Annotated in this window: 25 protein-coding genes and 1 pseudogene; 7 read left to right on the top strand and 19 right to left on the bottom strand. The window is 65.5% G+C overall.

Features of this window, described 5'->3' with window-relative positions; genetic code table 11:
• From H0W40_RS04010 to H0W40_RS03975, 8 genes are all read right to left on the bottom strand, one after another.
• Positions 1 to 175 (bottom strand): ATP-binding cassette domain-containing protein (locus H0W40_RS04010; RefSeq protein WP_292443437.1); only part of this gene is annotated, 175 nt, incomplete at its 3' end.
• Between the two features lie 19 nt (positions 176 to 194).
• Entirely contained in the window at positions 195 to 1079 is an 885-nt protein-coding gene (pstA, locus tag H0W40_RS04005; protein WP_292443429.1) for a phosphate ABC transporter permease PstA, read from the bottom strand.
• Positions 1076 to 2053: a phosphate ABC transporter permease PstC gene (gene pstC / locus H0W40_RS04000; protein WP_292443434.1), complete on the bottom strand. Its 978-nt coding sequence runs from the start codon at positions 2051 to 2053 to the stop codon at positions 1076 to 1078. Before pstC ends, pstA begins: the two co-directional genes overlap by 4 nt.
• A gap of 129 nt (positions 2054 to 2182) precedes the next feature.
• Entirely contained in the window at positions 2183 to 3223 is a 1041-nt protein-coding gene (gene pstS, locus H0W40_RS03995) for a phosphate ABC transporter substrate-binding protein PstS (RefSeq protein WP_292443426.1), read from the bottom strand.
• 189 nt (positions 3224 to 3412) lie between these two features.
• The gene (glmM, locus tag H0W40_RS03990; RefSeq protein ID WP_292443423.1) at positions 3413 to 4747 is read right to left on the bottom strand and encodes a phosphoglucosamine mutase; all 1335 of its coding nucleotides are present in this window, start codon (positions 4745 to 4747) and stop codon (positions 3413 to 3415) included.
• A 76-nt stretch (positions 4748 to 4823) separates the two neighbouring features.
• Positions 4824 to 5654, bottom strand: coding sequence for a dihydropteroate synthase (folP, locus tag H0W40_RS03985; protein ID WP_292443420.1), 831 nt, complete (start codon positions 5652 to 5654; stop codon positions 4824 to 4826).
• A gap of 70 nt (positions 5655 to 5724) precedes the next feature.
• Complete coding sequence (gene ftsH / locus H0W40_RS03980) at positions 5725 to 7650, bottom strand: ATP-dependent zinc metalloprotease FtsH (RefSeq protein WP_292443417.1); 1926 nt, start codon at positions 7648 to 7650, stop codon at positions 5725 to 5727.
• A gap of 177 nt (positions 7651 to 7827) precedes the next feature.
• Complete coding sequence (locus tag H0W40_RS03975; protein ID WP_292443415.1) at positions 7828 to 8502, bottom strand: RlmE family RNA methyltransferase; 675 nt, start codon at positions 8500 to 8502, stop codon at positions 7828 to 7830.
• A 20-nt stretch (positions 8503 to 8522) separates the two neighbouring features.
• On the opposite strand from H0W40_RS03975, the gene H0W40_RS03970 reads away from it, so the two are divergent.
• A complete protein-coding gene (locus H0W40_RS03970) occupies positions 8523 to 8999 on the top strand; it encodes a YhbY family RNA-binding protein (RefSeq protein WP_292443412.1) in 477 nt (158 codons plus the stop codon).
• On the opposite strand, the gene H0W40_RS03965 is transcribed toward H0W40_RS03970, so the two are convergent.
• The 5 genes from H0W40_RS03965 to carA all read right to left on the bottom strand — a co-directional run bounded on the left by H0W40_RS03965 (position 9000) and on the right by carA (position 15223).
• Positions 9000 to 9668, bottom strand: coding sequence for a DUF502 domain-containing protein (locus tag H0W40_RS03965; protein ID WP_292443408.1), 669 nt, complete (start codon positions 9666 to 9668; stop codon positions 9000 to 9002).
• A gap of 118 nt (positions 9669 to 9786) precedes the next feature.
• Positions 9787 to 10245 carry a DUF4149 domain-containing protein gene (locus H0W40_RS03960; protein ID WP_292443406.1) on the bottom strand — a complete coding sequence of 153 codons (459 nt, stop codon included), beginning with the start codon at positions 10243 to 10245 and terminating at the stop codon, positions 9787 to 9789.
• Complete coding sequence (gene greA, locus H0W40_RS03955; protein ID WP_292443403.1) at positions 10242 to 10721, bottom strand: transcription elongation factor GreA; 480 nt, start codon at positions 10719 to 10721, stop codon at positions 10242 to 10244. The genes H0W40_RS03960 and greA overlap by 4 nt, the downstream gene beginning before the upstream one ends.
• 76 nt (positions 10722 to 10797) lie before the next feature.
• The gene (gene carB, locus H0W40_RS03950; protein ID WP_292443400.1) at positions 10798 to 14070 is read right to left on the bottom strand and encodes a carbamoyl-phosphate synthase large subunit; all 3273 of its coding nucleotides are present in this window, start codon (positions 14068 to 14070) and stop codon (positions 10798 to 10800) included.
• 1 nt (position 14071) lies between these two features.
• Positions 14072 to 15223 (bottom strand): glutamine-hydrolyzing carbamoyl-phosphate synthase small subunit, encoded by a 1152-nt coding sequence (carA, locus tag H0W40_RS03945; protein WP_292443398.1) that lies wholly within the window; start codon positions 15221 to 15223, stop codon positions 14072 to 14074.
• 217 nt (positions 15224 to 15440) lie between these two features.
• On the opposite strand from carA, the gene bfr reads away from it, so the two are divergent.
• Both bfr and H0W40_RS03935 read left to right on the top strand, forming a co-directional pair.
• The gene (gene bfr / locus H0W40_RS03940; protein ID WP_292443396.1) at positions 15441 to 15920 is read left to right on the top strand and encodes a bacterioferritin; all 480 of its coding nucleotides are present in this window, start codon (positions 15441 to 15443) and stop codon (positions 15918 to 15920) included.
• Between the two features lie 119 nt (positions 15921 to 16039).
• The gene (locus tag H0W40_RS03935; RefSeq protein WP_292443431.1) at positions 16040 to 16264 is read left to right on the top strand and encodes a (2Fe-2S)-binding protein; all 225 of its coding nucleotides are present in this window, start codon (positions 16040 to 16042) and stop codon (positions 16262 to 16264) included.
• A gap of 106 nt (positions 16265 to 16370) precedes the next feature.
• On the opposite strand, the gene H0W40_RS03930 is transcribed toward H0W40_RS03935, so the two are convergent.
• On the bottom strand, positions 16371 to 16775 hold the full coding sequence (locus tag H0W40_RS03930; RefSeq protein ID WP_292443395.1) for a heme-binding protein: 405 nt from the start codon (positions 16773 to 16775) through the stop codon (positions 16371 to 16373).
• Positions 16776 to 16952: 177 nt separating this feature from the next.
• Here H0W40_RS03930 and H0W40_RS03925 point away from each other — a divergent pair, with 177 nt between their 5' ends.
• Positions 16953 to 17645: a Bax inhibitor-1/YccA family protein gene (locus tag H0W40_RS03925; protein ID WP_292443393.1), complete on the top strand. Its 693-nt coding sequence runs from the start codon at positions 16953 to 16955 to the stop codon at positions 17643 to 17645.
• Between the two features lie 70 nt (positions 17646 to 17715).
• Here H0W40_RS03925 and rlmD read toward each other — a convergent pair whose 3' ends face one another.
• From rlmD to surE, 5 genes are all read right to left on the bottom strand, one after another.
• Entirely contained in the window at positions 17716 to 19077 is a 1362-nt protein-coding gene (rlmD, locus tag H0W40_RS03920) for a 23S rRNA (uracil(1939)-C(5))-methyltransferase RlmD (RefSeq protein ID WP_292443390.1), read from the bottom strand.
• Between the two features lie 120 nt (positions 19078 to 19197).
• On the bottom strand, positions 19198 to 20229 hold the full coding sequence (rpoS, locus tag H0W40_RS03915; RefSeq protein WP_292443387.1) for an RNA polymerase sigma factor RpoS: 1032 nt from the start codon (positions 20227 to 20229) through the stop codon (positions 19198 to 19200).
• 15 nt (positions 20230 to 20244) lie between these two features.
• Complete coding sequence (locus H0W40_RS03910; protein WP_292443384.1) at positions 20245 to 21132, bottom strand: peptidoglycan DD-metalloendopeptidase family protein; 888 nt, start codon at positions 21130 to 21132, stop codon at positions 20245 to 20247.
• A gap of 48 nt (positions 21133 to 21180) precedes the next feature.
• Positions 21181 to 22011, bottom strand: a complete 831-nt coding sequence (locus H0W40_RS03905) for a protein-L-isoaspartate(D-aspartate) O-methyltransferase (RefSeq protein ID WP_292443381.1) — start codon at positions 22009 to 22011, stop codon at positions 21181 to 21183.
• Positions 22012 to 22162: 151 nt separating this feature from the next.
• Positions 22163 to 22924: a 5'/3'-nucleotidase SurE gene (gene surE / locus H0W40_RS03900; protein WP_292443379.1), complete on the bottom strand. Its 762-nt coding sequence runs from the start codon at positions 22922 to 22924 to the stop codon at positions 22163 to 22165.
• Positions 22925 to 23049: 125 nt separating this feature from the next.
• On the opposite strand from surE, the pseudogene H0W40_RS03895 reads away from it, so the two are divergent.
• The 3 genes and pseudogenes from H0W40_RS03895 (at position 23050) to H0W40_RS03885 (ending at position 24975) form a co-directional block, all read left to right on the top strand.
• Positions 23050 to 23744 (top strand): annotated as a pseudogene (locus tag H0W40_RS03895) (zinc-binding dehydrogenase).
• Positions 23745 to 23869: 125 nt separating this feature from the next.
• The gene (locus H0W40_RS03890) at positions 23870 to 24253 is read left to right on the top strand and encodes a PhnD/SsuA/transferrin family substrate-binding protein (protein WP_292443377.1); all 384 of its coding nucleotides are present in this window, start codon (positions 23870 to 23872) and stop codon (positions 24251 to 24253) included.
• Positions 24244 to 24975 (top strand): response regulator transcription factor, encoded by a 732-nt coding sequence (locus tag H0W40_RS03885; RefSeq protein ID WP_292443375.1) that lies wholly within the window; start codon positions 24244 to 24246, stop codon positions 24973 to 24975. The genes H0W40_RS03890 and H0W40_RS03885 overlap by 10 nt, the downstream gene beginning before the upstream one ends.
• Positions 24976 to 25014 lie beyond the last annotated feature (39 nt).

Below are 25014 nucleotides of genomic sequence, written 5' to 3'. Positions count from 1 at the left end.
AACGCAGCAGCGTCGACTTGCCGCAGCCGGAGGGGCCGATGAAGGCAGTGACCTTGTTCTCCGGGATGTCGAGGTCGATGTGCTTGAGCGCCAGGAAGTGGCCGTAGTAGAAATTCAGGCCGCGCACCGAAAGCTTGGGCTTTTCGGTCACCGGCATCTCGACTTTTGCGTCCATGTCGAAGCGTCCTCCGATTTCAGTGTTTGTTGCGGAACAGCACGCGCGCGAGGATGTTGAGCATCAGCACGCCGAAAGTGATCAGGAAGACGCCGGCCCAGGCGAGCTGCTGCCAGTTCTCGTAAGGGCTCAATGCGAACTTGAAGATCGTCACCGGCAAGCTGGCCATCGGATTGCTCAGGTCGCTGGTCCAGAACTGATTGGACAGCGCGGTGAAGAGCAGTGGCGCCGTTTCGCCGGCGATGCGCGCCAATGCCAGCAGCACGCCGGTGACCACGCCGGCGCGCGCCGCCTTCAACGTGACCGTCATGACCACCCGCCATTTCGGCGTGCCCAGCGCATAGGCCGCCTCGCGCAGCGAATTCGGGATCAATGCCAGCATGTTCTCAGTGGTGCGGACCACCACCGGAATCACGATCAGTGCGAGCGCCAGGACGCCCGCCCACCCCGAAAAGGAATTGAACCGCGCCACCACCACCGCGTAGATGAAAAGGCCGATGACGATCGAAGGCGCCGACAGCAGGATGTCGTTGATAAAGCGGGTTACCGAGCCCAACCAGGTCTTCTGGCCATACTCGGCCAGGTAGACGCCGGCCAGAATGCCGATCGGCGTGCCCAGCGCGGTGGCCAGGGTCACCATCAGCAGCGAGCCGAAGATCGCGTTGGCCAGGCCACCGGTCTCCGCCAGCGGCGGCGGCGTCATCTCGGTGAACAGTGAGAGCGACAGACCGCCGACCCCGAGACGCACCGTCTCGATCAGGATCCAGATCAGCCAGAACAAGCCGAAGGACATGGCGGCCAGAGACAGCACCAGCGCGATCGCGTTCACCTGCTTGCGCGCCCGGTGCTTGCTCATGCGGCGCGCCTGATGCTCGGCCGTAGCCGGGGTCGTGATGCTGCTCATGAGCGCCTCCCCTCGCCCTTTTGCAACTGCATCAGCAGCAGCTTCGAGCACGACAGGACGACGAAGGTGATGAAGAACAGCACCAGACCGAGGTAGATCAGCGACGCTTGGTGCAGGCCCTCGTCGGCCTCGGCGAATTCGTTGGCGAGCGCCGATGCGATGCTGTTGGCGGCCTCGAACAGCGACAGCGAATCGAGCTGGTTGAAGTTGCCGATGACGAAGGTCACGGCCATGGTTTCGCCCAGAGCCCGGCCGAGACCGAGCATGATGCCGCCGACCACACCCGTCTTGGTATAGGGCAACACGACCTTGGAGACGACCTCCCACGTGGTCGAGCCCAACGCGTAGGCCGACTCCTTGAGCATCGGGGGCGTGACCTCGAACACGTCGCGCATCACCGACGCGATGAAAGGAATGATCATGATCGCCAGGATGATCCCCGCCGACAAGATGCCGATCCCCACCGGCGGACCGCTGAAGAGAGCCCCGAGCACGGGCACGTCACCGAAGGCGTTTTGCAGCGGCTGCTGCACGAAGGTCGTGAGAATGGGGCTGAACACGAGCAAACCCCACATGCCATAGACGATCGATGGCACCGCGGCCAGCAGTTCGATCGCCGTGCCCAGCGGGCGCCTCAGCCAACTTGGCGACAGCTCGGTCAGGAACAACGCGATGCCGAAACTGACCGGCACCGCGATCAGCAGCGCAATGAACGAGGTCATGATCGTGCCGTAGATCATCACCAGGCCACCGTACTCGTCTTGCACGGGGTCCCACTCGCTGCGCCAAAGAAAGCTCAGGCCGTAAGCGCTGATCGACGGCCAGGCGCCGATGACCAGTGTCACGATGATCGCGCCCAGGATCGCCAGCGTGAAAAGGGCTGCGCCATGCGCGAGGGCGGAAAACAGCGTGTCGACCCACGGCGATGTCCGCCTGCCAGGGGGCGGCCGCCCCCGAGGGTCCGATCGATCCATCTTCTTTTCGTGGTCGTAAGGGGTAGCTGGCAGTGTAGCGGCCACGTTCGGTCCTCCTGCAACGTAAAAGCGGGGCGTGCCTCGACGGCATCACCCCGCTTCCCAGCCCGAAAGCCGGGAGTCAACGCATCACTTGAACGCGATCTGTTTGCCGCCGGCGTCCTTGATGTTGGCCGCCCATTGCTCGCGAACCAGTTCCTTGACCGAATCGGGCATCGGCACATAGTCGAGTTCGGAGGCCATCTTGTCGCCGTTGGCGTAGGCCCAGTCGAAGAACTTCAGCGCATTGGCGGCGTTCTCGGGCTTGTCCTGCGACTTGTACATCAGGATGTAGGTCGCGCCGCTGATCGGCCAGGTGTCCTTGCCGGGCTGCTCGGTCAGGATCTGATAGAAGCTCTTGTCCCACTCGGCGCCGGCCGCAGCCGCCTTGAAATTCGCCTCGTCAGGGGCGGCGAAGTTGCCGTCCTTGTTCTTCAGCAGCACATGCGACATCTTGTTCTGCTTCGCGTAGGCGTACTCGACGTAGCCGATCGAGTTCGGCAGGCGCTGCACGAAGGCCGACACGCCCTCGTTGCCCTTGCCGCCCGCGCCCGTCGGCCACTTGACCGCCGTGCCCTCACCGGCCTTTTCCTTCCATTCGGCGTTCACCTTCGAAAGGTAGTTCGTGAAGATGAACGTCGTGCCGGAGCCGTCGGCGCGGCGCACCACCGCGATCTGAGCGTCGGGCAACGGCACTCCAGGGTTCAGCGCGGTCAATGCCGGATCGTCCCACTTGGTGATCTTGCCCAGGTAGATGTCACCGAGCACCTGGCCGGTGATCTTGATCTGGCCCGGGGCGATACCCTTGATGTTGACCACCGGCACCACGCCGCCGATCACGGTCGGGAACTGGATCATGCCGTCCTTGGCCAGATCCTCGTCCGTCAGCGGCATGTCCGTGGCACCGAAGTCCACTGTCTTGGCCCTGATCTGCTTGATGCCGCCGCCCGAACCGATCGACTGATAGTTCACGCGAGCACCGGTTGCCTTGTTGTAGGCATCGGCCCATTTGGCATAAACGGGCGCCGGGAAGGTCGCGCCAGCACCGGTGATCTCTTGGGCGAGGGCGATGGTCGAGCCGCCGATCATCGCGGCCGCCACGAAGGCCGAACGCAGGAATGTGTGTTTCATGGACTGCCCTTTCCAGAGGTGTTTCGATATGACAGCACTCTAGGCAGTGTTTGTGACAGCGGCATGAATGGCCTGCCGCCTGCAAGAATGGCAGTACGGTCACGGATAAGTCATCGAATCGTCGCCCGTTTGTCACGGGCTTACTCAGGCTGCCGGAGCAAGGCAGCCGCCCTGCTCCCCTGGGGTGGCTCAGCCTTGGCGCACGACCTCGGCGAGCCGCTGGGCGCAGCGCTCGGCCAAGTCCGCATCGTCGGCCTCGACCATCACGCGCAGCAGCGGCTCGGTCCCCGACGGCCGGATAAGCAAGCGGCCGCGCTGACCCAACTCGGCCAAGGCGCTGTGCTGCGCGTCGGCCAGGGCAGTGTTGGTTTTCCAGTCCTGCCCCGGGCGCAGCCTGACGTTGATCAGCACCTGTGGAAAGAGCGTCACACCGTCGAGCAGCTGCGCCAGCGTGCGGCCGCTGCGCACCGCCGCCTGAAGCACCTGCAGGGCGCTGATCAAGCCATCGCCAGTGGTGTGGCAGTCGAGCGCAATCAGGTGCCCGGAGCCTTCGCCGCCGAGCTGCCAACCGCGCGCCAGCAATTCCTCCAGCACGTAGCGATCGCCGACCTTGGCGCGGACGAAAGCCACGCCGCGCCGCTTGAGCGCCTGCTCGACGCCCAGATTGGTCATCAGCGTGCCGACCACGCCGGCGATCCGGTGACCGCGCGCCAGCCGCTCCGCCACCATCAGGTAAAGCAACTCGTCGCCATCGTAGAGCCGCCCGTCGGCATCGACGATCTGCAGCCGGTCGGCATCGCCGTCCAGCGCCACGCCGTAGTCGGCCTGGTGCTCGCCCACCGCACGGACCAGCGCCTCGGGGTGGGTGGCGCCGAAGCCGTCGTTGATGTTGAGCCCGTCGGGGCTGCAGCCGATCGCCACCACTTCCGCGCCGAGCTCGTGGAACACACTGGGCGCAACGACGTAGGCGGCGCCGTGGGCGCCGTCGACGACGAGCTTCAAGCCTTTGAGGGTGAAATCTGCGGCGACAGTGCTCTTGCAGAACTCGACATAGCGGCCTTGCGCGTCGTCGAGGCGGCGGGCCTTGCCGAGACCCCCCGAGTCGACCCACTGCGGCGCCTCTTCCAGAGCAGCCTCGACCGCCTGCTCCCAGGAATCGGACAGCTTGGCGCCCTGTGCCGAAAAGAACTTGATGCCGTTGTCGCCGAACGGGTTGTGCGAGGCGCTGATCACCACGCCCAGATTCAGGCGCAGCGCGCGCGTCAGGTAAGCCACGCCGGGTGTCGGAAGCGGGCCGGTCAGCAACACATCGACGCCGGCCGAGGCAAAGCCGGCCTCGAGCGCGGACTCGAGCATGTAGCCGGAAATGCGGGTGTCCTTGCCGATTAGCACCGTCGGCCTCGCCTCCTGCGCCTTGAGCACGCGGCCCACCGCGTGGCCGAGGCGCAGCATGAAATCGGGAGTGATCGGGGGCTCGCCGACCGTGCCACGGATGCCGTCGGTGCCGAAGTAGCGTCTGCTCATGGGGCGCGATTGTGACCGGCAGCGGCGCGGCGGCAGCACGAGCGGTCCCCCGGCTCGGGCGATCTCGTCGACCCGTTCAGGCGCACAGACCCGCGGCGCGCCATACCTTCAGCGCATCGACCGTTTCCGCCACGTCGTGGACCCGCACGATGCGCGCACCCAGCTGCACCGAGGCCAACGCGGCGGCCACGCTGGCCACCAGACGCTCCTCGACCGGCCGCCCGGTCAAAGTGCCGAGCGACGACTTACGCGACCATCCGGCCAGCAAGGGTGCGCCGAGCGTCAGCAGCTCGCGCTGGCGCGCCAGCAGCTCGAAGTTGTGTGCCGGGGTCTTTCCGAAACCGATGCCCGGATCGAGCGCAATGCGCGAGGGCCCGACCCCCCGCATCAGCAGGGCCTGCAGGCGTTCGCGCAGAAAGTCAGCCACTTCGGCCACCACGTCGCCGTAGTGCGGATCGGCTTGCATGGACTTCGGCTCGCCGCGCATGTGCATCAGGCAAACGCCGCAAGTCGGGTGCGCGGCCACGACCTCGAGCGCGCCGGGCGCTCGCAGGGCATTGATGTCGTTGACGATGTCGCAGCCCACCTCGAGCGCCGCTCGCATGACTTCAGGCTTGGTGGTGTCCACCGACACCGGCACGCCGAACTTCACGGCTTCCTGCAACACCGGCATGACCCGGGCCAGTTCCTCGGCGAGAACGACCGCGTCCGAGCCGGGACGGCTCGACTCGCCGCCGATGTCCAGAATATCGGCGCCCTCGCGGAGCAGGGCTTCGCAGTGCAACAGCGCGGCCTTTGCGCCGGCATGGCGACCGCCGTCAGAAAAGGAATCCGGCGTGGTGTTGACGATGCCCATCACCCGCGGCACCGCGAGGTCGATGGTTTGGCGAGCGGTCTGCCAGATCATGTTCGAAGTGAATGCCGAGGAAAAACGCAAGACGGGGCCGAAGCCCCGTCCTCTGTTATCGGAAAACCGGTCAGACCACCGTCACCGGTGTGCCGTCGGGGTTGCCGCTCGGTGCACCGCCGCTGCCGCTGCCACCATTGACGCCGGCGGCGTTGGTCGAGGTCCAGTCCTTGGGCGCGCGCGGTGGTTTGCCAGACATGATGTCGTCGATCTGCTCGGCATCGATGGTTTCCCATTCGAGCAGGGCCTTGGCCATGATGTGCATCTTGTCCTGGTTGTCCTCGATCAGCTTGCGTGCGATCGAGTACTGCTCATCGATGATCTTGCGGATCTCGCGATCCACCTTCTGCATCGTCTGCTCGGAAACGTTCACCTGCTTGGTCACCGATCGGCCGAGGAAAACCTCGCCCTCGTTTTCGGCATAGACCATCGGGCCGAGCTCATTGGTCATGCCGTAGCGGGTGACCATGTCACGGGCTAGCTGCGTGGCACGTTCGAAGTCGTTGGAGGCGCCCGTGGTCATCTGGTTCATGAACACTTCTTCGGCTATGCGCCCGCCGAACAGCACCGAAATCGTGCTGAGCATGCGTTCCTTGTCGAGGCTGTAGCGGTCACCCTCGGGCAGCTGCATCGTCACGCCGAGCGCACGGCCGCGCGGTATGACGGTCACCTTGTGCACCGGGTCGGTCTTGGGCATCAGCCGCGCAACCAGCGCATGGCCGGACTCGTGATAGGCCGTGTTCTTGCGCTCTTCCTCCGGCATGACCATCGACTTGCGCTCGGGGCCCATCATGATCTTGTCCTTGGCCTTCTCGAAGTCGACCATCTCGACCACGCGCGCACTGCGCCGCGCTGCGAACAATGCCGCCTCGTTAACCAGATTAGCCAGATCGGCGCCCGAAAAACCCGGCGTGCCGCGCGCCAGGATGTCGGCGCGGATGTCCTGGCCGATCGGTACCTTGCGCGTGTGCACGTTGAGGATCTGCTCGCGGCCGCGAACGTCCGGCAAGGTCACATAAACCTGCCGGTCGAAGCGGCCGGGGCGCAGCAGCGCCGGGTCGAGGATGTCAGGCCGGTTGGTGGCCGCCATGACGATCACGCCGACGTTGGTCTCGAAGCCGTCCATCTCGACCAGCATCTGGTTCAGGGTCTGCTCGCGCTCGTCGTTGCCGCCTCCCAGACCGGCGCCACGGTGGCGGCCGACCGCATCGATCTCGTCGATGAAGATGATGCAGGGTGCGTTCTTCTTGGCTTGGTCGAACATGTCGCGCACGCGGGCGGCGCCCACGCCGACGAACATTTCAACAAAGTCGGAGCCCGAAATGCTGAAGAACGGCACCTTGGCCTCGCCCGCAATCGCCTTGGCGAGCAGGGTCTTACCGGTGCCGGGGGGGCCAACCAGCAGAACCCCGCGCGGGATGCGTCCGCCGAGCTTCTGGAACTTTTGCGGGTCCTTGAGGAAGTCGACCAGTTCCTTCACCTCTTCCTTGGCCTCGTCGCAGCCGGCAACGTCCTGGAAGGTCGTGGAGTTGTTCGCCTCGTCGAGCATGCGCGCCTTCGATTTTCCGAAGCTGAAAGCGCCGCCCTTGCCGCCGCCCTGCATCTGACGCATGAAGTAGATCCACACGCCGATCAGCAGGAGCATCGGGCCCCAGCTAAGCAGAATGCTCATGAGGATCGACTGTTCTTCACGGGGCTTCACGTCGAACTTGACGTTGTTGTCGATCAGGTCGCCCACCAAGCCGCGGTCGAGATAGGTCGCCGTGGTGCGTAGAGTCTTACCATCGGTGGTTTGCGCGCGGATATCGGTCGCCCCGCTGCCGCTTTCCTGCAAGGTCACCGAAGCAATCCGATTGGTGCGCACTTCTTCCAGAAAGTCGGAATATCCGATCTGTGCGCCGGCCGTGGCAGTACGGTTGAACTGGTTGAATACCGTGAACAGGACCAAGGCAATGACCAGCCAGACAGCGACCTTAGAGAACCATTGATTGTTCACCGCGTCTCCTCCACCGAATCTCGCCCGCAAAGGGCGTTGAACATTTGCTGCAAGAAAATTCCTACATCTACGGGCAAGTGAGGTTGAGTTTAGTCGAGTCAACCCCTTCGTCCGATCGGCTTTGCCATGGTCGGTGATAGGTCTTGCCGACCTCCGCGTTTTGTTTCGACCGGGTTTTCACCTTTTCTTGGGACCGATGCCGACCAAAAAGGTTTCGGCTGATTTGTCGCGGGAAGCTTTCGGTTTGATGGGCTTGACGACGCGAAAGCTCTTCTTGAACAGCTCGACCAACTGGCTGTGCCCGCTGCCATGGAAAACCTTGCAAACCAAGGCCCCCGTCGGCTTCAGGTTGATCAAGGCGAACTCGAGCGCCAGCTCGATCAGCAGCGCCATGCGCGCCGAGTCCGAAGCGGCGATGCCCGACAGGTTGGGCGCCATGTCGGAAACAACGACGTCAACCGCCCGGCCGCCCAGTGCAGCTTGCAGCTCGGCCAAGGTGGCCGGCTCGTGGAAATCGCCCTGGATGAAACGCACGCCTTCGATCGGCTCCAGCTCGGCCAGGTCGAGCGCAATGATCGTGCCGTCGAGCTCGCCGACCGCCGCACCGCCCGAGCCGGCCTTCGCAGGCGCGAAGCGGCGCCGCAGGTACTGGCTCCAGGCGCCCGGAGCGGCGCCCAGGTCGACCACCAATTGCCCGGGGCGGATCAACCCCAGCGCCTCGTCGATCTCCTTGAGCTTGTACGCGGCGCGGGCGCGGTAGCCCTCCTTGCGCGCCAGCTTCACATACGTATCGTTGACATGGTCGTTTAACCAAGCCTTGTTGACCTTCTTGCTCTTGGTGTTTGTCTTCATCTGCGATCGATAATAGGGGCATGCCTGCCCTTTCACTCACGCCTGCCGAGCGCAAGGCCCACCGCGCCGAAGCGCACCACCTCGATCCGGTCGTCATGATCGGCGCAGAGGGCCTGACACCCGCGGTGCTCAAGGAGGCCGACGCCGGTCTCTCGGCCCACGGACTGATCAAGGTGCGTGTCTTCTCCGACGAGCGCTCAAGCCGCGAAGCCCTGTTCGCCAGCCTGTGCGATCAGCTCGGTGCCGCTCCCATCCAGCACATCGGCAAGCTGCTGGTGCTGTGGCGACCGGTCACACCGAAGCCGAAAGTCGAGGACGAGAGGCGAAAAGCCGGGCCACGAACCGTGAAGATCCTGAAGTTCTCCAAGAGCGGCAATCACCGCGCCCAGGTGAAGAAGCTGACCGTGCTGGGCAACCAGCGACTGACGGCAGGTGGCATCGTCAAGCGCGCCAAGCGGCGCGTGCCCAGCAGCAAAAAGGGGGGTGGCGGCGCCTGATCACGCCGCCGGCGCCGCCATCGGCAGATGCTGCGTCGAGGTAACGCCCATCGACACGTAGATGCTGGTGAGCGCCTCGATGCCGATTTCGGCTGGCGTCACCCAGGCCTGCGGCACATACAGCAGCCCGCCGCCCACAGGCACCGGCGAGGTCGGCAGCAGCACCGCATGAAAAGGCGCGCCGTTCAGCAAGATCGGCTCGGCGCACGACAGCAGGCCGAGCACCGCCACGCCACCCGGCCCGCCGAAGTGACACCACACCGGGCGCATCGACTGCAACCCGCCCGTCTCTCGCGTCGACAACAGGCCGACGAAACGCTCGACCAGACTGTAGATGTTGCGCACCACAGGGATGCGCTGTACCAGGGCGTTGGTGGTGCGTCCGAGCCAGCTCCGCAGCTTTGTCTGAACGAGCAGGCCGAGCGCAAAGATCGCCAGCAGCACGATCGCCACGCCGATCAGGTAGCCCACCACCTCGGATCCCGCGCCGCCCAGGCCGAGCGCGACGAGCAATTGCCCGATGAAGCTGCCCGGCCCGACGTAGTCGAACAGAAGCCGCAGCACCCACACCACGACCAGCAGCGTCGCGGCAAGTGGCAGGGCGGCAATCAAGCCTGCGAAGAAAATGCCGGCCAGTGTTCGGGCGGGCGGATGCCTGGCGTCGCTCATGGTTCTCGGCTCCTAACCGAAGGGCAAAGGCGAACGGGTTGCCGCCACAAACGGCGGATGGCGGGCATCCAGCCGCCGGTTTTCCGCGCTTTGCGGCACGCCACGACCCCGGCACGGGTCATGACCGCGCGCCTCGCCACGCCAACGCAGCGACGAGCAGCGTCTTGAGGCCATAAAAGCCGACCGAGACCGCATGCAGGACTCCAAAGGACCAGCGCCCCTCGCCGGCACGGGCGGCTTCCATCAATGGCTGCAACGCGAACTGACCGCACACCGTGCAAAACAGCGCGCCGAGCACCAGCAGCAGTTCGGCGCTGATTCGCGAACCGTGACCAGCGGCAGCCCGCAGCGAAGCGCGCCGGCGCTCGATCAATCCCAGGGCGATGCACAAGGCAAGACTGAGCTGCGCCTCTAGGGCAAACAGCCGACCGGCCACCCGGCCGGCCGCGGCCCGTTCGAGCTGGGCAAACAGGGTCGGCGCTGCGATCAGGGCGATGGCCAGCAACACGCCCAGCCACAGGGCCGGGAACAGCCGGCGCAGGCGCTCGCCGAAGCCGCCGGGCTGCGCCAGGCTCACTGGTAACGCACCTCGACGATCTCGTAGCGGCGCACCCCGCCCGGTGCCTGGAATTCGGCGACCTCGCCGGCTTCCTTGCCGATCATGGCGCGGGCGATCGGCGAGCTGACCGAGACGAGGCCCTGCTTCAGGTCAGCCTCGTCGTCGCCGACGATCTGGTAAGTCACCGCCTCGCCCGAGGCCTCGTCTTCCAGGTCTACCGTGGCGCCGAAAACCACCTTGCCGCCGGCCTCGAGCGCCTGCGGGTCGATGATCTGCGCGGCGGCCATCTTGCTCTCGATCTCGGCGATACGGCCTTCGATGAAGCCTTGCTTGTCCTTGGCCGCCTCATATTCGGCGTTCTCCGACAGGTCGCCCTGGGCACGCGCCTCGGCGATGGCCTGGATCACGGCGTGGCGCTCCACGGACTTGAGCCGCTGCAGCTCGTCCTTGAGTTTTTCGGCGCCGCGCAGGGTGAGCGGGATGGTGGTAGCCATGGCTGTCTCTCGAAAACGTCAGTCTCAAAAAAGTCAGCCGCCCCGGACTCCGGGGCGGCCGCATCGAGTCTGCAGTTTAGTGGAGTTGCGCGTGCAATTCCTGCAGCGACAGCACGGTCAAGTCGTCCTGGTGCTTGAGCGCCTCGACTGCCGCCTCGCAACCCGCCATGGTGGTGTAGTAGCTGACGCGGTTGGCGATCGCCGCCGTGCGGATGTAGCGCGAGTCGGCGATCGCGGTGCGCGTTTCGTCCACCGTGGTGAACACGAGCTGGATCTCGCCCGCCTTGATCATGTCGGCGATGTGCGGGCGGCCGTCCTTGACCTTGTTGACCGTCTTCACCTCCACGCCGGCTTGGCTGAACGCCGCCGCCGTGCCTTTGGTCGCCGCGATCGTGAAGCCGAGCGCGACGAGTTCTTTCGCCACCACCAACGCGCGGGCCTTGTCGGCGTTCTTGACGGTGATGCACACCACGCCCTTGCTCGGCAGCTTCGAGCCGGCGCCGAGCTGGCTCTTGAGCATGGCCTCGCCGAAGCTGCGACCCGCGCCCATGACCTCACCGGTCGAGCGCATTTCCGGGCCGAGGATCGGGTCGACGCCGGGGAACTTGTTGAAGGGGAACACCGCCTCCTTGACGCTGAAGTAGGGCGGCACCGTCTCGCGCGGCGGCCTGCCGCCCAGCGCTTTCTGCGAATTCAACTTCTGACCGACCATGCAGCGCGCCGCGATCTTGGCCAGCGGCTGGCCGGTCGCCTTGGACACGAAAGGAACGGTGCGCGAGGCCCGGGGATTGACCTCGAGCACGTAGACGACCGCGTTCTCGCCCTCCCCCTGAATCGCAAACTGCACGTTCATGAGGCCGACCACCTTCAGAGCCATGGCCATCGCCGCGGTCTGCCGGCGCAGTTCGTCTTGCAGACGCTCGCTCAGCGCGTAGGGCGGCAACGAACAGGCCGAGTCGCCGGAGTGCACCCCGGCTTGCTCGATGTGCTCCATGATCGCGCCGATCATCACCTGTTCGCCATCGCTGATGCAGTCGACATCGACCTCGACCGCATCGTCGAGAAAGCGGTCGAGCAGCACCGGCGACTTCTCGCTGACCTTGACCGCCTCCCGCATGTAGCGCTCCAGGTCCTTGTCGCCATGCACGATCTCCATGGCGCGGCCGCCGAGCACATAGCTCGGCCGCACGACCAGCGGGTAGCCAATCTCCTGCGCCAGAACGAGCGCCTGCTCTTCTGTGCGTGCAGTGCGGTTGGGCGGCTGCTTCAAGCCCAGCTTGTGCAGCAGCTGCTGGAAGCGCTCGCGGTCTTCGGCGATGTCGATGCTGTCGGGACTGGTGCCGACGATGGGCACGCCGGCCCGCTCCAAGTCGAGTGCCAGCTTGAGCGGCGTCTGGCCGCCGTACTGAACGATCACGCCGGCCGGCTTTTCCTTGTCGACGATCTCGAGCACGTCTTCGAGCGTCACCGGTTCGAAATACAAGCGGTCCGAGGTGTCGTAGTCGGTCGAAACCGTCTCCGGATTGCAGTTGACCATGATGGTCTCGTAGCCGTCCTCCCGCAAAGCAAGCGCAGCGTGCACGCAGCAATAGTCGAACTCGATGCCTTGGCCGATGCGGTTGGGGCCGCCGCCCAGGACCATGATCTTCTTGCGATCGGTCGGCTCGGCCTCGCATTCCTCGTCGTAGGTCGAGTAAAGGTAGGCGGTCTGCGTCGCAAACTCCGCCGCGCAGGTGTCCACGCGCTTGTAGACCGGGCGCACTCCCAGAGCATGCCGCGCAGCGCGCACCGCGTGCTGGTTCGTGGCCATCAGCTTGGCCAGGCGCTTGTCGGAGAAGCCCTTGCGCTTGAGAAAACGGAGCTCTTCCTTGCTCAACCCCGCGAGGCTTCGACCCCTGAGCGCGGTCTCGGCCTGCACGAGCTGCTCGATCTGCGCCAGGAACCAGGGATCGATCGCGGTCTCTTCGAATATCTCCTTGCGGCTCATGCCGATACGAAAGGCATCGGCCACGAACAGGATGCGCTCGGGCCCGGCCTCGCCGATCTCCTGCACGATCTCTTCGCGATCGCTGCTGCGCTCGTCGAGGCCGTCGATGCCGGTCTCCAGACCGCGCAGCGCTTTCTGAAAACTTTCCTGGAAAGTGCGGCCCATGGCCATGACCTCGCCCACCGACTTCATCTGGGTGGTCAGGCGTGAGTCGGCGGCCGGAAACTTCTCGAACGCGAAGCGCGGGATCTTCGTGACCACATAGTCGATGCTCGGCTCGAACGAGGCCGGCGTGGCACCGCCCGTGATGTCGTTCTTCAACTCGTCGAGCGTATAGCCCACCGCCAGCTTGGCGGCCACCTTGGCGATCGGAAACCCGGTCGCCTTGGAGGCCAATGCCGAGGAGCGGCTCACGCGCGGGTTCATCTCGATGACGACCATGCGGCCATCAACCGGGTTGATCGAGAACTGCACGTTGGAGCCGCCGGTATCGACGCCGATCTCGCGCAGGATCGCGATCGAGGCGTTGCGCAGCAGTTGGTATTCCTTGTCGGTCAGGGTCTGCGCGGGGGCCACGGTGATCGAGTCGCCGGTGTGGATGCCCATCGGGTCCAGGTTCTCGATCGAGCACACGATGATGCAGTTGTCCGCCTTGTCGCGGACCACCTCCATTTCGTATTCCTTCCAGCCGATCAGCGACTCCTCGATGAGCAATTCCTTGGTCGGCGAGAGATCCAGACCCCGCTTGCAGATCTCTTCGAACTCTTCCGGGTTGTAGGCGATCCCGCCGCCGGTGCCGCCCAGGGTAAAGCTGGGACGCACGACCATCGGAAAGCCGGAGCCGCCGATGTCCTTGGTGATGCGCCGCTGGACCTCGAGCGCTTCGTCCATGGAGTGGGCGATGCCGCTCTTGGCAGAGGCCAGGCCGATGCCGGTCATCGCGTCCTTGAACTTGAGGCGGTCTTCGGCTTTCTCGATGGCGTGTTCGTTGGCGCCGATCATCTCGACGCCGTGCTTGGCCAGCACGCCATGCTTGTGGAGATCGAGCGCGCAGTTGAGCGCGGTCTGCCCGCCCATCGTGGGCAGCACCGCCATCTTCTCGTCGGGCCGGGCCTGCCGTTCCTTGGCGATGATCTTCTCGACCACCTGCCAGGTGATCGGCTCGATGTAGGTGGCGTCAGCCATCTCCGGATCGGTCATGATCGTCGCCGGATTGCTGTTCACGAGAACGACGCGAAAGCCTTCCTCGCGCAGCGCCTTGCAGGCCTGAGCGCCGGAATAATCGAACTCGCAGGCCTGTCCGATGACGATCGGGCCGGCGCCGATGATGAGGATGCTTTGAAGGTCGGTGCGCTTGGGCATGTCAGTGTTTTTCCATCAGCGCAATGAAGCGATCGAACAGGTAGCCGATGTCGTGCGGACCGGGCGATGCTTCGGGATGGCCCTGGAAGCAGAAGGCGGGCTTGTCGGTGCGGGCGAGGCCCTGCAGCGTGCCGTCGAACAAACTCACGTGCGTGGTCCGCAAGTTGGCCGGCAACGTGCTCTCGTCGACTGCGAAGCCGTGGTTCTGGCTGGTGATGCACACGCGCCCGTTGTCGAGGTCCTTCACGGGGTGATTGGCACCGTGGTGGCCGAATTTCATCTTGAAGGTCTTCGCGCCCGAAGCCAGCGCCATGATCTGGTGGCCCAGGCAGATGCCGAAGGTAGGCAGGCTGCGCTCGATCAGTTCTCGGGTGGATTCGATGGCGTAGTCGCAGGGCTCGGGATCACCCGGTCCGTTGGCGAGGAAGATGCCGTCGGGTTTCAGCAGCAAGGCTTCCGAAGCCGGCGTACGCGCCGGCACCACCGTGATCTGGCAGCCGCGCTCGGCGAGCATGCGAAGGATGTTGCGCTTGACGCCGTAGTCGTAGGCCACCACGTGGAAACGCGGCTCGCGTTGAGTGCCGCAGCCGCTGCCGAGGACCCATTCGGTCTCCGTCCACGCATAGGGCATGGCGGTACTGACCACCTTGGCGAGATCGAGGCCGGCCATGTTGGGCGCCGCCTTCGCTTTGGACAAGGCAGCATCGACATGCGCCGGCGTTACCGCCACGCCGCCGGGCAGCGCCAGGATGCAACCGTTCTGCGCGCCGCGCGTGCGCAGCAAGCGCGTGAGCCGGCGCGTGTCGATGTCGGCGATGGCCACGGTCCCCTCGTCGCGCAGATACTGGCCAAGGCTGCGCGTGCTGCGGAAGTTCGATTCGACCTGCGGCAGATCGCGGATCACCAAGCCGGCGGCATGTACCTTGCCTGCCTCGACGTCCTCGTCATTGACGCCGGTGTTGCCGATGTGCGGGTAGGTCAGCGTGACGATCTGCAGCGCGTAGCTCGGGTCGGTGAGGATTTCCTGATAGCCGCTGAGCGAGGTGTTGAACACCACCTCGCCGACCGTATGGCCGGCAGCGCCGATCGAGGTTCCTTGAAACACCGTGCCGTCTGCGAGTACGAGAAGGGCGGAAGGCAGGTCGGGCAGCACGGGATTCTCCGTTGTTGCACGCGCCGACTCGGCGCTCGAGCAGCGTCGGTCGGGGTCTTCCGGAGGGACAGACGGAGCGGCCTCTGGGCGAAAGAGTAGGCGCGGGCAGGATGATGCGGGTAAACCTGTAAATTATAGCCAGCCACCCCCGCCGCACCGCCGCCATTGCCTGCGGCGGTTTGCCGGGGACTCGGCTTCACCACTCAAGGAGACTCTCATGCAAGGCGACGCCCAAGTCATTGCTCACCTCAACGCGCAGCTCAAGAACGAGCTGACGGCGATCAATCAGTACTTCATGCACTACCGGCTCATGAAGCATTGGGGCTACGACAAGTTCGCCAAGAAGGAGTACGAGGAGTCGATCGGCGAAATGAAGCATGCGGACAAGCTGATGGACCGCATCCTCATGCTCGACGGCCTGCCCAATCTGCAGGACCTCGGCAAACTGATGATCGGGGAGGACCTGATCGAGGCGCTGCGCAGCGACCTCGGGCTCGAGCGCGGCGCCCAGGCCACCATCAAGGACGGCATCGCTCATTGCGAGACCGTGCGCGACTATGTCTCGCGTGAAGTGCTGCAGGACATCCTCGACGACACCGAGGAACACATCGACTTCCTTGAAACCCAGCTCGGCCTGGTCGACCAGGTGGGCGTGCAGAACTACCTTCAGTCGCAGATGGGCGAAGTGGACGGCTGACCCATCCATTCGGCAGATCCAAGCGAGCCCAGGAAATCCTTTACTGCGACATGGGCATTGAAGTACGAATCATTCCTATTTATAGTCCGTTCGTTCCCTCTTCCGCCGGACTACGCGCCATGATCGTCTGCGTTTGCCACCGCATCTCTCACCGTGACATCGAACGCCATGCCGTGGCCTGCGATAGCTTCGACGAATTGCAGTTCAGCACGGGAGTAGCAACCGGTTGTGGCCGCTGCGGCGACTGCGCCCGGGCGGTTTTCGACGACGCGCGCGAAGGCTCTTCTTGCGGCGCGGCAGCCCATGGCGCGGGGCTGCATGTACTGACGTTGGCCCAGGCGTGACACCCAATGTGGTGGCTCGCCTGCCTGCCGGTTGTGATCGTCGGGGCGTGCTGGGTACTGTCTGCCCTGCCATCGGTCGGAAGGCCAAGCGGGCCGGTAAGGAGCCTCAGCCCAGGGCTGCCAGGCCGGCGCGTGCGATTTGCACGTCCTCGTTCGATTTCACGCCGCTGACCCCGATAGCGCCCACGCAGTGCCCTTCCACGATGATGGGCACGCCGCCCTCGAGCATGCCGTGAAGGGTCGGGGCGCTCAAGAAAGAGACACGGCCCTGATTGATCATTTCCTCGTAGATGCGGCTCTCACGGCGTCCGACAGCCGCCGTATGCGCCTTGGCCGGTGCGATGTGCGCGGAAGCGGGTGCAGCGCCATCCAGGCGCTGCAGCCACAGCAGGTGACCGCCGTCATCGACGATCGCGATCGTCACCGGCCACTGGTTGGCCAGTGCCTGCGCTTCGGCAGCGGCGGCGACGCGCTTGATATCGGACAGGGAAAGACAGGGTTTGGTGTGCATGGCGTCTTGACCAGCAGTGGAAAGCCCGCACTTTATAGCGACGAGTAGGTCATGTCGGCGAGCAGCGCCGGCGACCTGAGTTCGCGCTACAGCGGAGACTACAACGACACCCGCAGACCGGAACTAGAATTCCCCTATTCGCTCCAATCGGGCGGTGCTACTTACAAGGAGGTTCTGATGAACGAAACCCTGCAGACCGGCTACCTGGGTGCCGGCGCGGTCAGCGAGCAGCGCAATCGCGTGCTGCGCAACACTTACTGGCTCCTGGCCCTGTCGCTGGTCCCTACAGTGTTCGGAGCCTGGGTTGGCGTGAGCACCGGCTTCAGCTTCTTTGCGGGCAGTCCGTTCATCGGATTCCTGCTGTTCATGGGCATCGCTTTCGGCTTCTTCTTCGCCATCGAAAAGTTCAAGAATTCGGGCATCGGCGTGGCATTGCTGCTCGGATTCACCTTTTTCATGGGCCTGATGCTGTCGCGCCTGATCGGAGCCGTGCTCGGTTTCAGCAACGGCGCTTCGCTCATCGGTTTTGCCTTCGGCGGCACGGCGGTCGTGTTCTTCGGTATGGCTTCACTGGCCACGACGATCAAGCGCGATATTTCGGGCATGGGCAAGTGGCTGATGGTCGGCGTGATCGGCATCATCGTTGCGGCGGTGGCCAACATCTGGCTGCAAATGCCGGCGCTGATGGCCACGATCTCGGCGTTGGCCGTCGTGATTTTCTCGGCCTTCATCCTCTATGACATCAAGCGCATCATCGATGGCGGCGAGACCAACTACGTGACCGCCACCCTGGGCATCTACCTCAGCATCTACAACATTTTCCAGAGCTTGCTGAGCCTGCTGGGCATCTTTGGAGGCGAACGCGAGTAGTCGCGTGCTGCTGCTGATCAAAGAAAACGGGGCCTTCGGGCCCCGTTTTCCGTTGTACGCGCGCTAGGGCTCACCCCCGCTCTTGCTCGAACACCGCGATAGATTCCACGTGCGCCGTGTGCGGAAACATGTTCACGGTTCCAGCTTTTGTGCAGCGATAGCCGGCTTGATGGACCAGCAAGCCGGCGTCGCGTGCCAGTGTCGACGGGTTGCAGCTCACATAGACGATGCGCCGCGGCGGCAGCCAGGCATTGTCCGGGTCCGGCGCCTGCACGGCATCGATCAGCGCCTTGACAAGAGCCAGGGCCCCCTCGCGCGGCGGATCGACCAGCCATTTGTCGGCCAGCCCGTGTTGCAGCAGATCTGACGGGCTCAACTCGAACAGGTTGCGCATCTCGAAGGCAGCCTTGCCGGCCAGGCCGTTCACGGCCGCGTTCTCGCGAGAACGCACCACCAGCGCGGCACTGCCTTCGATGCCGAGCACTTCGCGCGCCCGGGTGGCGATCGGCAGCGTGAAGTTGCCCAGGCCGCAGAACCAGTCGATCACCCGCTCGTGCGGCTGCACGTCGAGCAGGCCGAGCGCCCTGCCCACCAGCGCGCGGTTGATGCTGTGGTTGACCTGGGTGAAGTCGGTTGGCTTGAACGGCATTACGATGCCGAACTCAGGCAAGGTGTAAGCCAGCGGCGGGCCGTTCTCGTCGAGCCGGTGCACGCCGTCGGGCCCCTTGGGCTGGAGCCACCACTGCACGTCGTGCGCAGCGGCGAAAGCACGCAGGCGCTGCCGATCTGCGACGCCGAGCGGCTCCAGGTGCCGCAGCACGAGCGCGGTGACCCGGCCCTCGGGTGCTTCGCCGATCGCCACCTCGATCTGGGGCAACCGGTCGCGGCCGTCCATGCCCTCGATCAAACTGCGCAACGCTGGCAGCATCGCACTCAAGTGCGGCGGCAGGATCTCGCACTGCGTCATGTCGGCCACATGGCTCGACTTGCGCTCGTGAAAGCCGATCAGTACCCGGCCCTTCCTGACCACGTGCCGCACCGACAGGCGGGCGCGGTAACGATAGCCCCAGGTCGGCCCCTCGATCGGACGCAGCACTTGCTCGGCCTTGACCTTGCCCAGGTGCCACAGGTTGTCTTCGAGCACGCGCTGTTTCACCGCGATCTGCGCGCCGATGTGGAGGTGCTGCATCTTGCAGCCGCCGCAGACGCCGAAGAACTCGCAGCGCGGCACGACGCGCTGTGAACTCTCGTGCCGCAACGCCACCACGCTGGCCTGTTCCCAGTTGTTCTTGCGCCGGCCTACCGCCACCTGTGCCTGTTCGCCGAGCAGCGCACCGTCGATGAACACCACCTTGCCTTCGGCGTTGTGTGCCACGCCCTGCGCTTCGAGATCCAGCGATTCAACCGTCAGCCATTCGTCTCTTGCCGTCATGCCACAATTATCTCGGGCGAGCCGAGCGCGCGAACGGATGAACAGGCGGTTGACGCCACGTTGCAGCGAACATCGTGGAACCCCCGCGTGCTCGACGGGCGCTCGGGCGGCCGAGGCCGTTCAAAACACCGAGTCGCGGTCGATGCCCTTGCGGGCCATGCGGCGCTTGAGCTTGCCGAGCGCCTCCTGCTGAATCTGGCGGATGCGTTCGCGCGTCAGACCCAGCCGCTCGGCCAGCACTTCGAGTGTCTCCGGCTCGCGGTCATGCAGTCCGTAACGGCCGGACAGCACCTCGCGTTCACGCTCGCTGAGTTCGTCGAGGCCGTGCTGCAGCAACACGTCCAGCTCGTGGCTGAGACGCTGGCCCAGCGGGTCCGCGGCCTGTTCGTCGACCACCATGTCGATCACGGTCTCGGCGCCGTTTTCACTGGGGTGGCGCTCCAGCGGCGCGTCGAGCGAAGTCGGTTGTTCGGCGAAACGCAGCAATTCGCTCACCTCCTGCACCGGGCGGCCGAGCGCAGCGGCCACCGCTTCTGCACTGACGGCGCGACCTGTGGCGCCGGCGGCCGCCACACCTTCGAGCACACGCCGGGCCTTGAGCACCTGATTGAGCTCGCGCACCACATGCACCGGCAGTCGAACCAGCCGGGCCTGGTGCATGATCGCGCGCTCGATGCCTTGGCGTATCCACCACGACGCGTAGGTCGAGAAACGGAAACCGCGCTCCGGCTCGAACTTGCCGATCGCGTGCATAAGGCCGAGGTTGCCTTCTTCGATCAGGTCGGTCATGGGCAGCCCGCGGCCGAGGTAGTTCTTGGCAATGCTGACGACCAGCCGCAGGTTGCGCTCGATCATCTGCTGGCGCGCCGCAAAGTCGCCTGCGCGCGCGCGAGTCGCGGTGGCGAACTCCTCGGTCGGCGTGAACAGCGGTGCACGGCGGATCTCGCGCAGGTAGACCTGCAGCGTGTTGCCGATCTCGCTTTCGCCCGCGGCGAGGGCGACTGGAATCGTCAGATCAGGAATGTCGTCGTCCCCGCCGGTCGGCGGGAAAGCCTCCCCGTCTGCCGGCAGCCCGGCGGCCGCGCCGTTGCCTGCATGACCCGCTCCCGGAAGCGCGCTGCCGTTGTGCAAGTGGCGCTTCCTGTCGGTCATGATCGGGCCAGCGCCTCAGCGCGGCGGTAACAAGCGCGTTGGATCAACGGGCTTGCCGAGCTTTCTGATCTCGAAGTGCAGCTGCACGCGATCGGCATCGGTCGAACCCATTTCGGCAATCTGCTGGCCACGCCGCACTGGCTGGTCTTCCTTGACCAGGAGCGCGCGGTTGTGTGCGTAGGCACTCAGGTAGGTCGGGTTGTGCTTCACGATGACGAGGTTGCCATAGCCGCGCAGCCCCGAGCCGGCGTACACGACGCGACCGTCCGCTGCCGCCAGCACAGCGTCGCCGGGCTTGCCCCCGATGACCACTCCCTTGGTACGTGCCTCGTCGTATTGCGCAAGCACTGGGCCACTGGCCGGCCAGGCCCAGCCGGGATCGTTCTCGTCCTTCACAGCGGGAGGCGTCGGCGCAGGCGTCGGCAGGACCACGGGCGCGGCAGCGCTCGGGGCAGCCGGCACCGGCGCGGCGCTCGCCGGCGCTTCGGGAGCCGGCGTCGTGCCGCGCAGGTCGAGCGGCCGCGGCTCCACACGCGCACTCGTGACCGGTTGGGTGGCGACCGCCGCCGGGTCGGGCAGCGGCGGCACGACCCGCATGACCTGGCCGACCTCGATGACGTTGGCGTTGTCCATGCCGTTCCAGCTGGCGATGTCACGCCAGTTCTGGCCGGTTTCGAGCCCGATTCGGATCATCGTGTCGCCGGGCCGAACCGTGTAGTAGCCGGGCTTGCCGGCGTTTTCGGCACCGGGCATCAGAGCCGGATCGACGAGCGGACCGGTGGCCGGCATGGCGCCGGGCGCCACGTTGCGCAGCGAACGGTCTTCAACGGGCGGTGCGGTCCGCGGCCCGGAAGCACAGGCCGCCAACGACAACACGGCGGCGGCCACGAGTGCTGCACGCACGCGTGATCCGCGAGGAAACTGGAAATGCATGAGCTTCGTCACTCTCGTTCAACCAACGCCGGATTTTAGGGGGACGAACCGCACCGCCTCGTACAGGGTGCGCCGCAGGCTGCCGTCGGGCCGTCGGTCGATGACCACCAGCACCTGGCCGCCGCTGCGCGCGTCGTGCATCGGTGCCACCAGCCGGCCGCCCTCGGCCAACTGCTCGCACCAGGCGCCGGGAATGCCGTCGCCGCCAGCGGCGGCAATGATGCCGTCGTAGGGCGCATTGGGCGCATGGCCCAGGCGGCCGTCACCGTAAACAAGCCGCAGGTTGTCGTGGCGCAGTCCAGCCAAGTTGTCGCGGGCCTTGTCGTGCAGCGGCTTGAGCCGTTCGATCGAAACCACCTGACGTGCGAACTGCGCCAGCACCAACGCCTGGTAGCCGCAACCGGTGCCGATCTCGAGCAAGCGCAGCCGGGCATCGGGCCGCTGTTCGGCGATCAGCAGCTCGATCATTCGAGCCACTACCGACGGTTTGGAGATGGTCTGCCCCAGCCCGATGGGCAGGCTGGTGTCCTCATAGGCCTGGTAGGCCAGCGCGGTATCGACGAAAACGTGGCGGGGCACCGCGCGCATGGCGCTCAGCACGCGCAGGTCGCGCACCCCCTCGGCCGCGAGGCGCGCGAGCATGCGTTCACGCACATGGTGCGAATCGAAACCCAGGCCGGCCGGCACGGCGACCCGCCGGCTGTCGAGCGCGGCTTCGTGCAGCGGACGCTGCGGGCGGATCAGCGGGCCTTGCGGCGCAGGCGAGCAGGGTCGTGCCGGCTTCGTCTCCGCAGTCCCCGAGCGCTGCGCAGCGGTGGGCACCGCCAGCCTGCGTGCCTGGGCTGTCATGCGGTCCAGTCGCAAGGGAAACTTCGGCGCCGCTCGCTCTGCGTCGCTCATCGACGCGCCCCGACGCGCAGCGCTGTCCCGCCGGGGGGGAGCGAGCCCTTTGAGGATCCGGAGGAGCCGCTTCGCGCGCCGTGGTGGCCAGGCAGAGGGCTCATGCGCGAGCCGCCAGCATTTCCCGCCAGGCGGGAAGTCCTGCATGGTCTGTCAGGTCCACTTGCAAGGGCGTCACCGAAACACAACCATTGGCGACCGCGTGAAAGTCGGTGCCCTCGCCCGCCTCACGCGCGTCGCCTGCCGCGCCGATCCAGTAGATCGGCTCACCGCGGGGGTTGCTTTGGCAGATAACGGGCTCGCTGGCATGGCGGCGCCCGAGCCGCGTGATGCGCAGGCCGTGCAACTCGGCGTGCCGGCGATCGGGAATATTGACGTTGAGCAGCCACGCGCCGCGTGCCGAGGCGGGGAACGACTGCAGGGTCACCTGCTCGATCAGCGTGCGCGCCACGCGAGCCGCAGCATCCAGATGCGTCCAGCCGCGCTCCGCAAGCGAGAACGCGATCGACGGAATACCGAACAGATAGCCCTCCATCGCCGCCGCCACGGTGCCCGAATACAGCGTGTCGTCACCCATGTTGGCGCCGTTGTTGATGCCCGAGACGACCAGATCCGGCTTGTACGGCAGCAGGCCGGTGAGCGCGACATGCACGCAGTCCGACGGCGTACCGTCGATGAAGCGATAGCCGTTGGACGCCGTGCGCACCGACAGGGGCCGGTGCAGCGTCAGCGCATTGGAGGTGCCGCTCGAATTCTGTTCGGGCGCCACCACGTCGAGCTCGCCCAGGCCGCGGCAGGCCTCCACGAGCGCCGCCAGTCCGGGGGCGAGATAACCGTCGTCGTTGGCGATGAGGATGCGCACCGCGTCGATTGTAGGGAGCGCGCAAGACGCCTTTGTGCGTCACCTGCGCGACCGCTGCGAAGCCCCACGCTGCCTATGATGGCGGCGACCGCTGCGACAACGACGCCCCTTTTGCAGGAAAGCCCATGCACGCCTGGCTTTGCGACGACCCCATCGGCCCCGACGCCCTGAAGTGGACCGAGCTGCCCACGCCCGAACCGAAGCCCGGTCAGGTGCGCGTTGCCATCCGCTGCGCCAGCCTCAACTTTCCAGATCTGCTGATCGTGCAGAACAAGTACCAGATGAAGCAGGCGGCGTCGGCACCACGGCGATCCAGATCGCCAAGGCGAGGGGCGCCTCGGTGATTGCGGCGGCGTCTAGCGAGGAGAAGTGCGCGCTGTGCCGCCGGCTCGGTGCCGATGCCACCATCGATTACAGCCGGGGCGATCTGCGTGAGCAGATCAAGGCCACCACCGCCGGCAAGGGGCCCGATGTGGTCTACGACCCGGTGGGCGGCGAACTGACCGAGCCGGTGTTTCGCTCGATCGCCTGGCGCGGCCGCTACCTCGTCGTCGGGTTCGCGGCAGGCGCCATTCCCAACCTGCCGCTCAACCTGGCGCTGCTCAAGAGCGCCTCGGTGGTGGGCGTGTTCTGGAGCAAGTTCGCGCGCCGTGAACCCGGCAACAACGCCAAGGTGCTGGCCGAGCTGTCGAGCTGGTATCCGAACGGCAAGATCAAGCCGGTGATTTAGCAGCAGTTGGCCATGCAGGAACTGCCCCGCGCGTTCGAGCTGGTGGCCCGCCGGCAGGTCCACGGCAAGCTGGTGCTGCGCAACGACTGAACACGGTCATCCCCACGGCGGGGGAAGCCGGCTAGAACGGACCCTCTTGCGGGCGAAGAAGGCCGGTCGCGCCGGGGTCGGGTGCTAAATTCGCGGCGTCCCCCCTGCTGCCGAGGAACGCCGTCGTGCGACGAACGCTGCTCAAGCTGACCGTGCTTGCACTCGCCGGTCTCGCTGCGCGTGCCACGCCGGCAGCCGAACCGCCTCCCCTGGCCTTCGGCGTGATCACCACCACGCTGGGCGAAACGCAGGCAGCGTGGGAGCCCTTTTTCGAATTCATGCACCGCTCGACGGGGCTGGACGTGCGCGGCATCCATCACGCCACGTATGAAGCAGCCGTCGATGCCTTGGCGACCGAGCTGGTGCCGCTGGCCTGGGTTTCCAGCAAGGCCGCGCTCGATTGCATCGAGCGTGCCAACGTCGAAGTGATCGCGCAGCAGGTACACCGCCCCGATGCGAACAGCAGAACCCGCGCGCATTTCAATCTAAGGAGCCTGTCATGGCCGTGAAGGTGTTGATCGTCGAAGACAACCCGGTAGCACGCAATTTTTTGACGCGAGTGGTCCGCGAGAGCTTTTCCGACGTGACCGGCATCGCCGAAGCCGGCGATCTGGAGTCTGCACGCCGCCAGCTCGGCATCGGCCACGCAGCGCCGGGCGGCGAGCCTTTCAAGCTGGTGCTGGTCGACCTGGAGCTGCCCGACGGCAACGGCCTGGAACTGCTGACCGAGCTGGCCCATCACGGCGCCACCAAGATCGTCACCACCCTGTATTCCGACGACGACCACCTGTTCCCGGCGCTGCAGTGCGGCGCCGACGGCTACCTGCTCAAGGAAGACCGCTTCGAGGTGCTGGTCGAGGAGCTGCAGAAGATCGTGCGCGGGCAGCCGCCGCTCTCACCGGCCATTGCGCGCCGGCTGTTGTCGCACTTTCGCCAAGGCGGCGACTCCGGGGCAATGTCGCTCGACAGCGCGCATGCGCCCGGCGATTTCCAGACCGCGCGCCCGGCCCAGCCACCGGTCTACGCCGAGCCCGATCACGAGCGCCTGACGCCGCGCGAGACCGAGGTACTCACCTACCTGAGCAAGGGCTTCACCATCAAGGAAATCGCCGGGCTGATGGGCATCAAGTGGTTCACCGTCAACGATCACATCAAGGCGATTTACCGCAAGCTCAACGTCTCGAGCCGCGCGGAGGCCGCCGTGCTGGCCAGCAAGCAGGGCCTGGTGTGAGCGGGCGCCCCGCCGCCTGAGCGGGCTCGGCAGCGATCG

Origin of the sequence: Methylibium sp., from assembly GCF_013817345.1 — a bacterium.
Taxonomy (GTDB): Bacteria; Pseudomonadota; Gammaproteobacteria; order Burkholderiales; family Burkholderiaceae_C; genus Methylibium.
The sequence above is the reverse complement of the archived record's forward strand: the minus strand, read 5'-3'. Positions and strand labels throughout refer to the sequence as shown.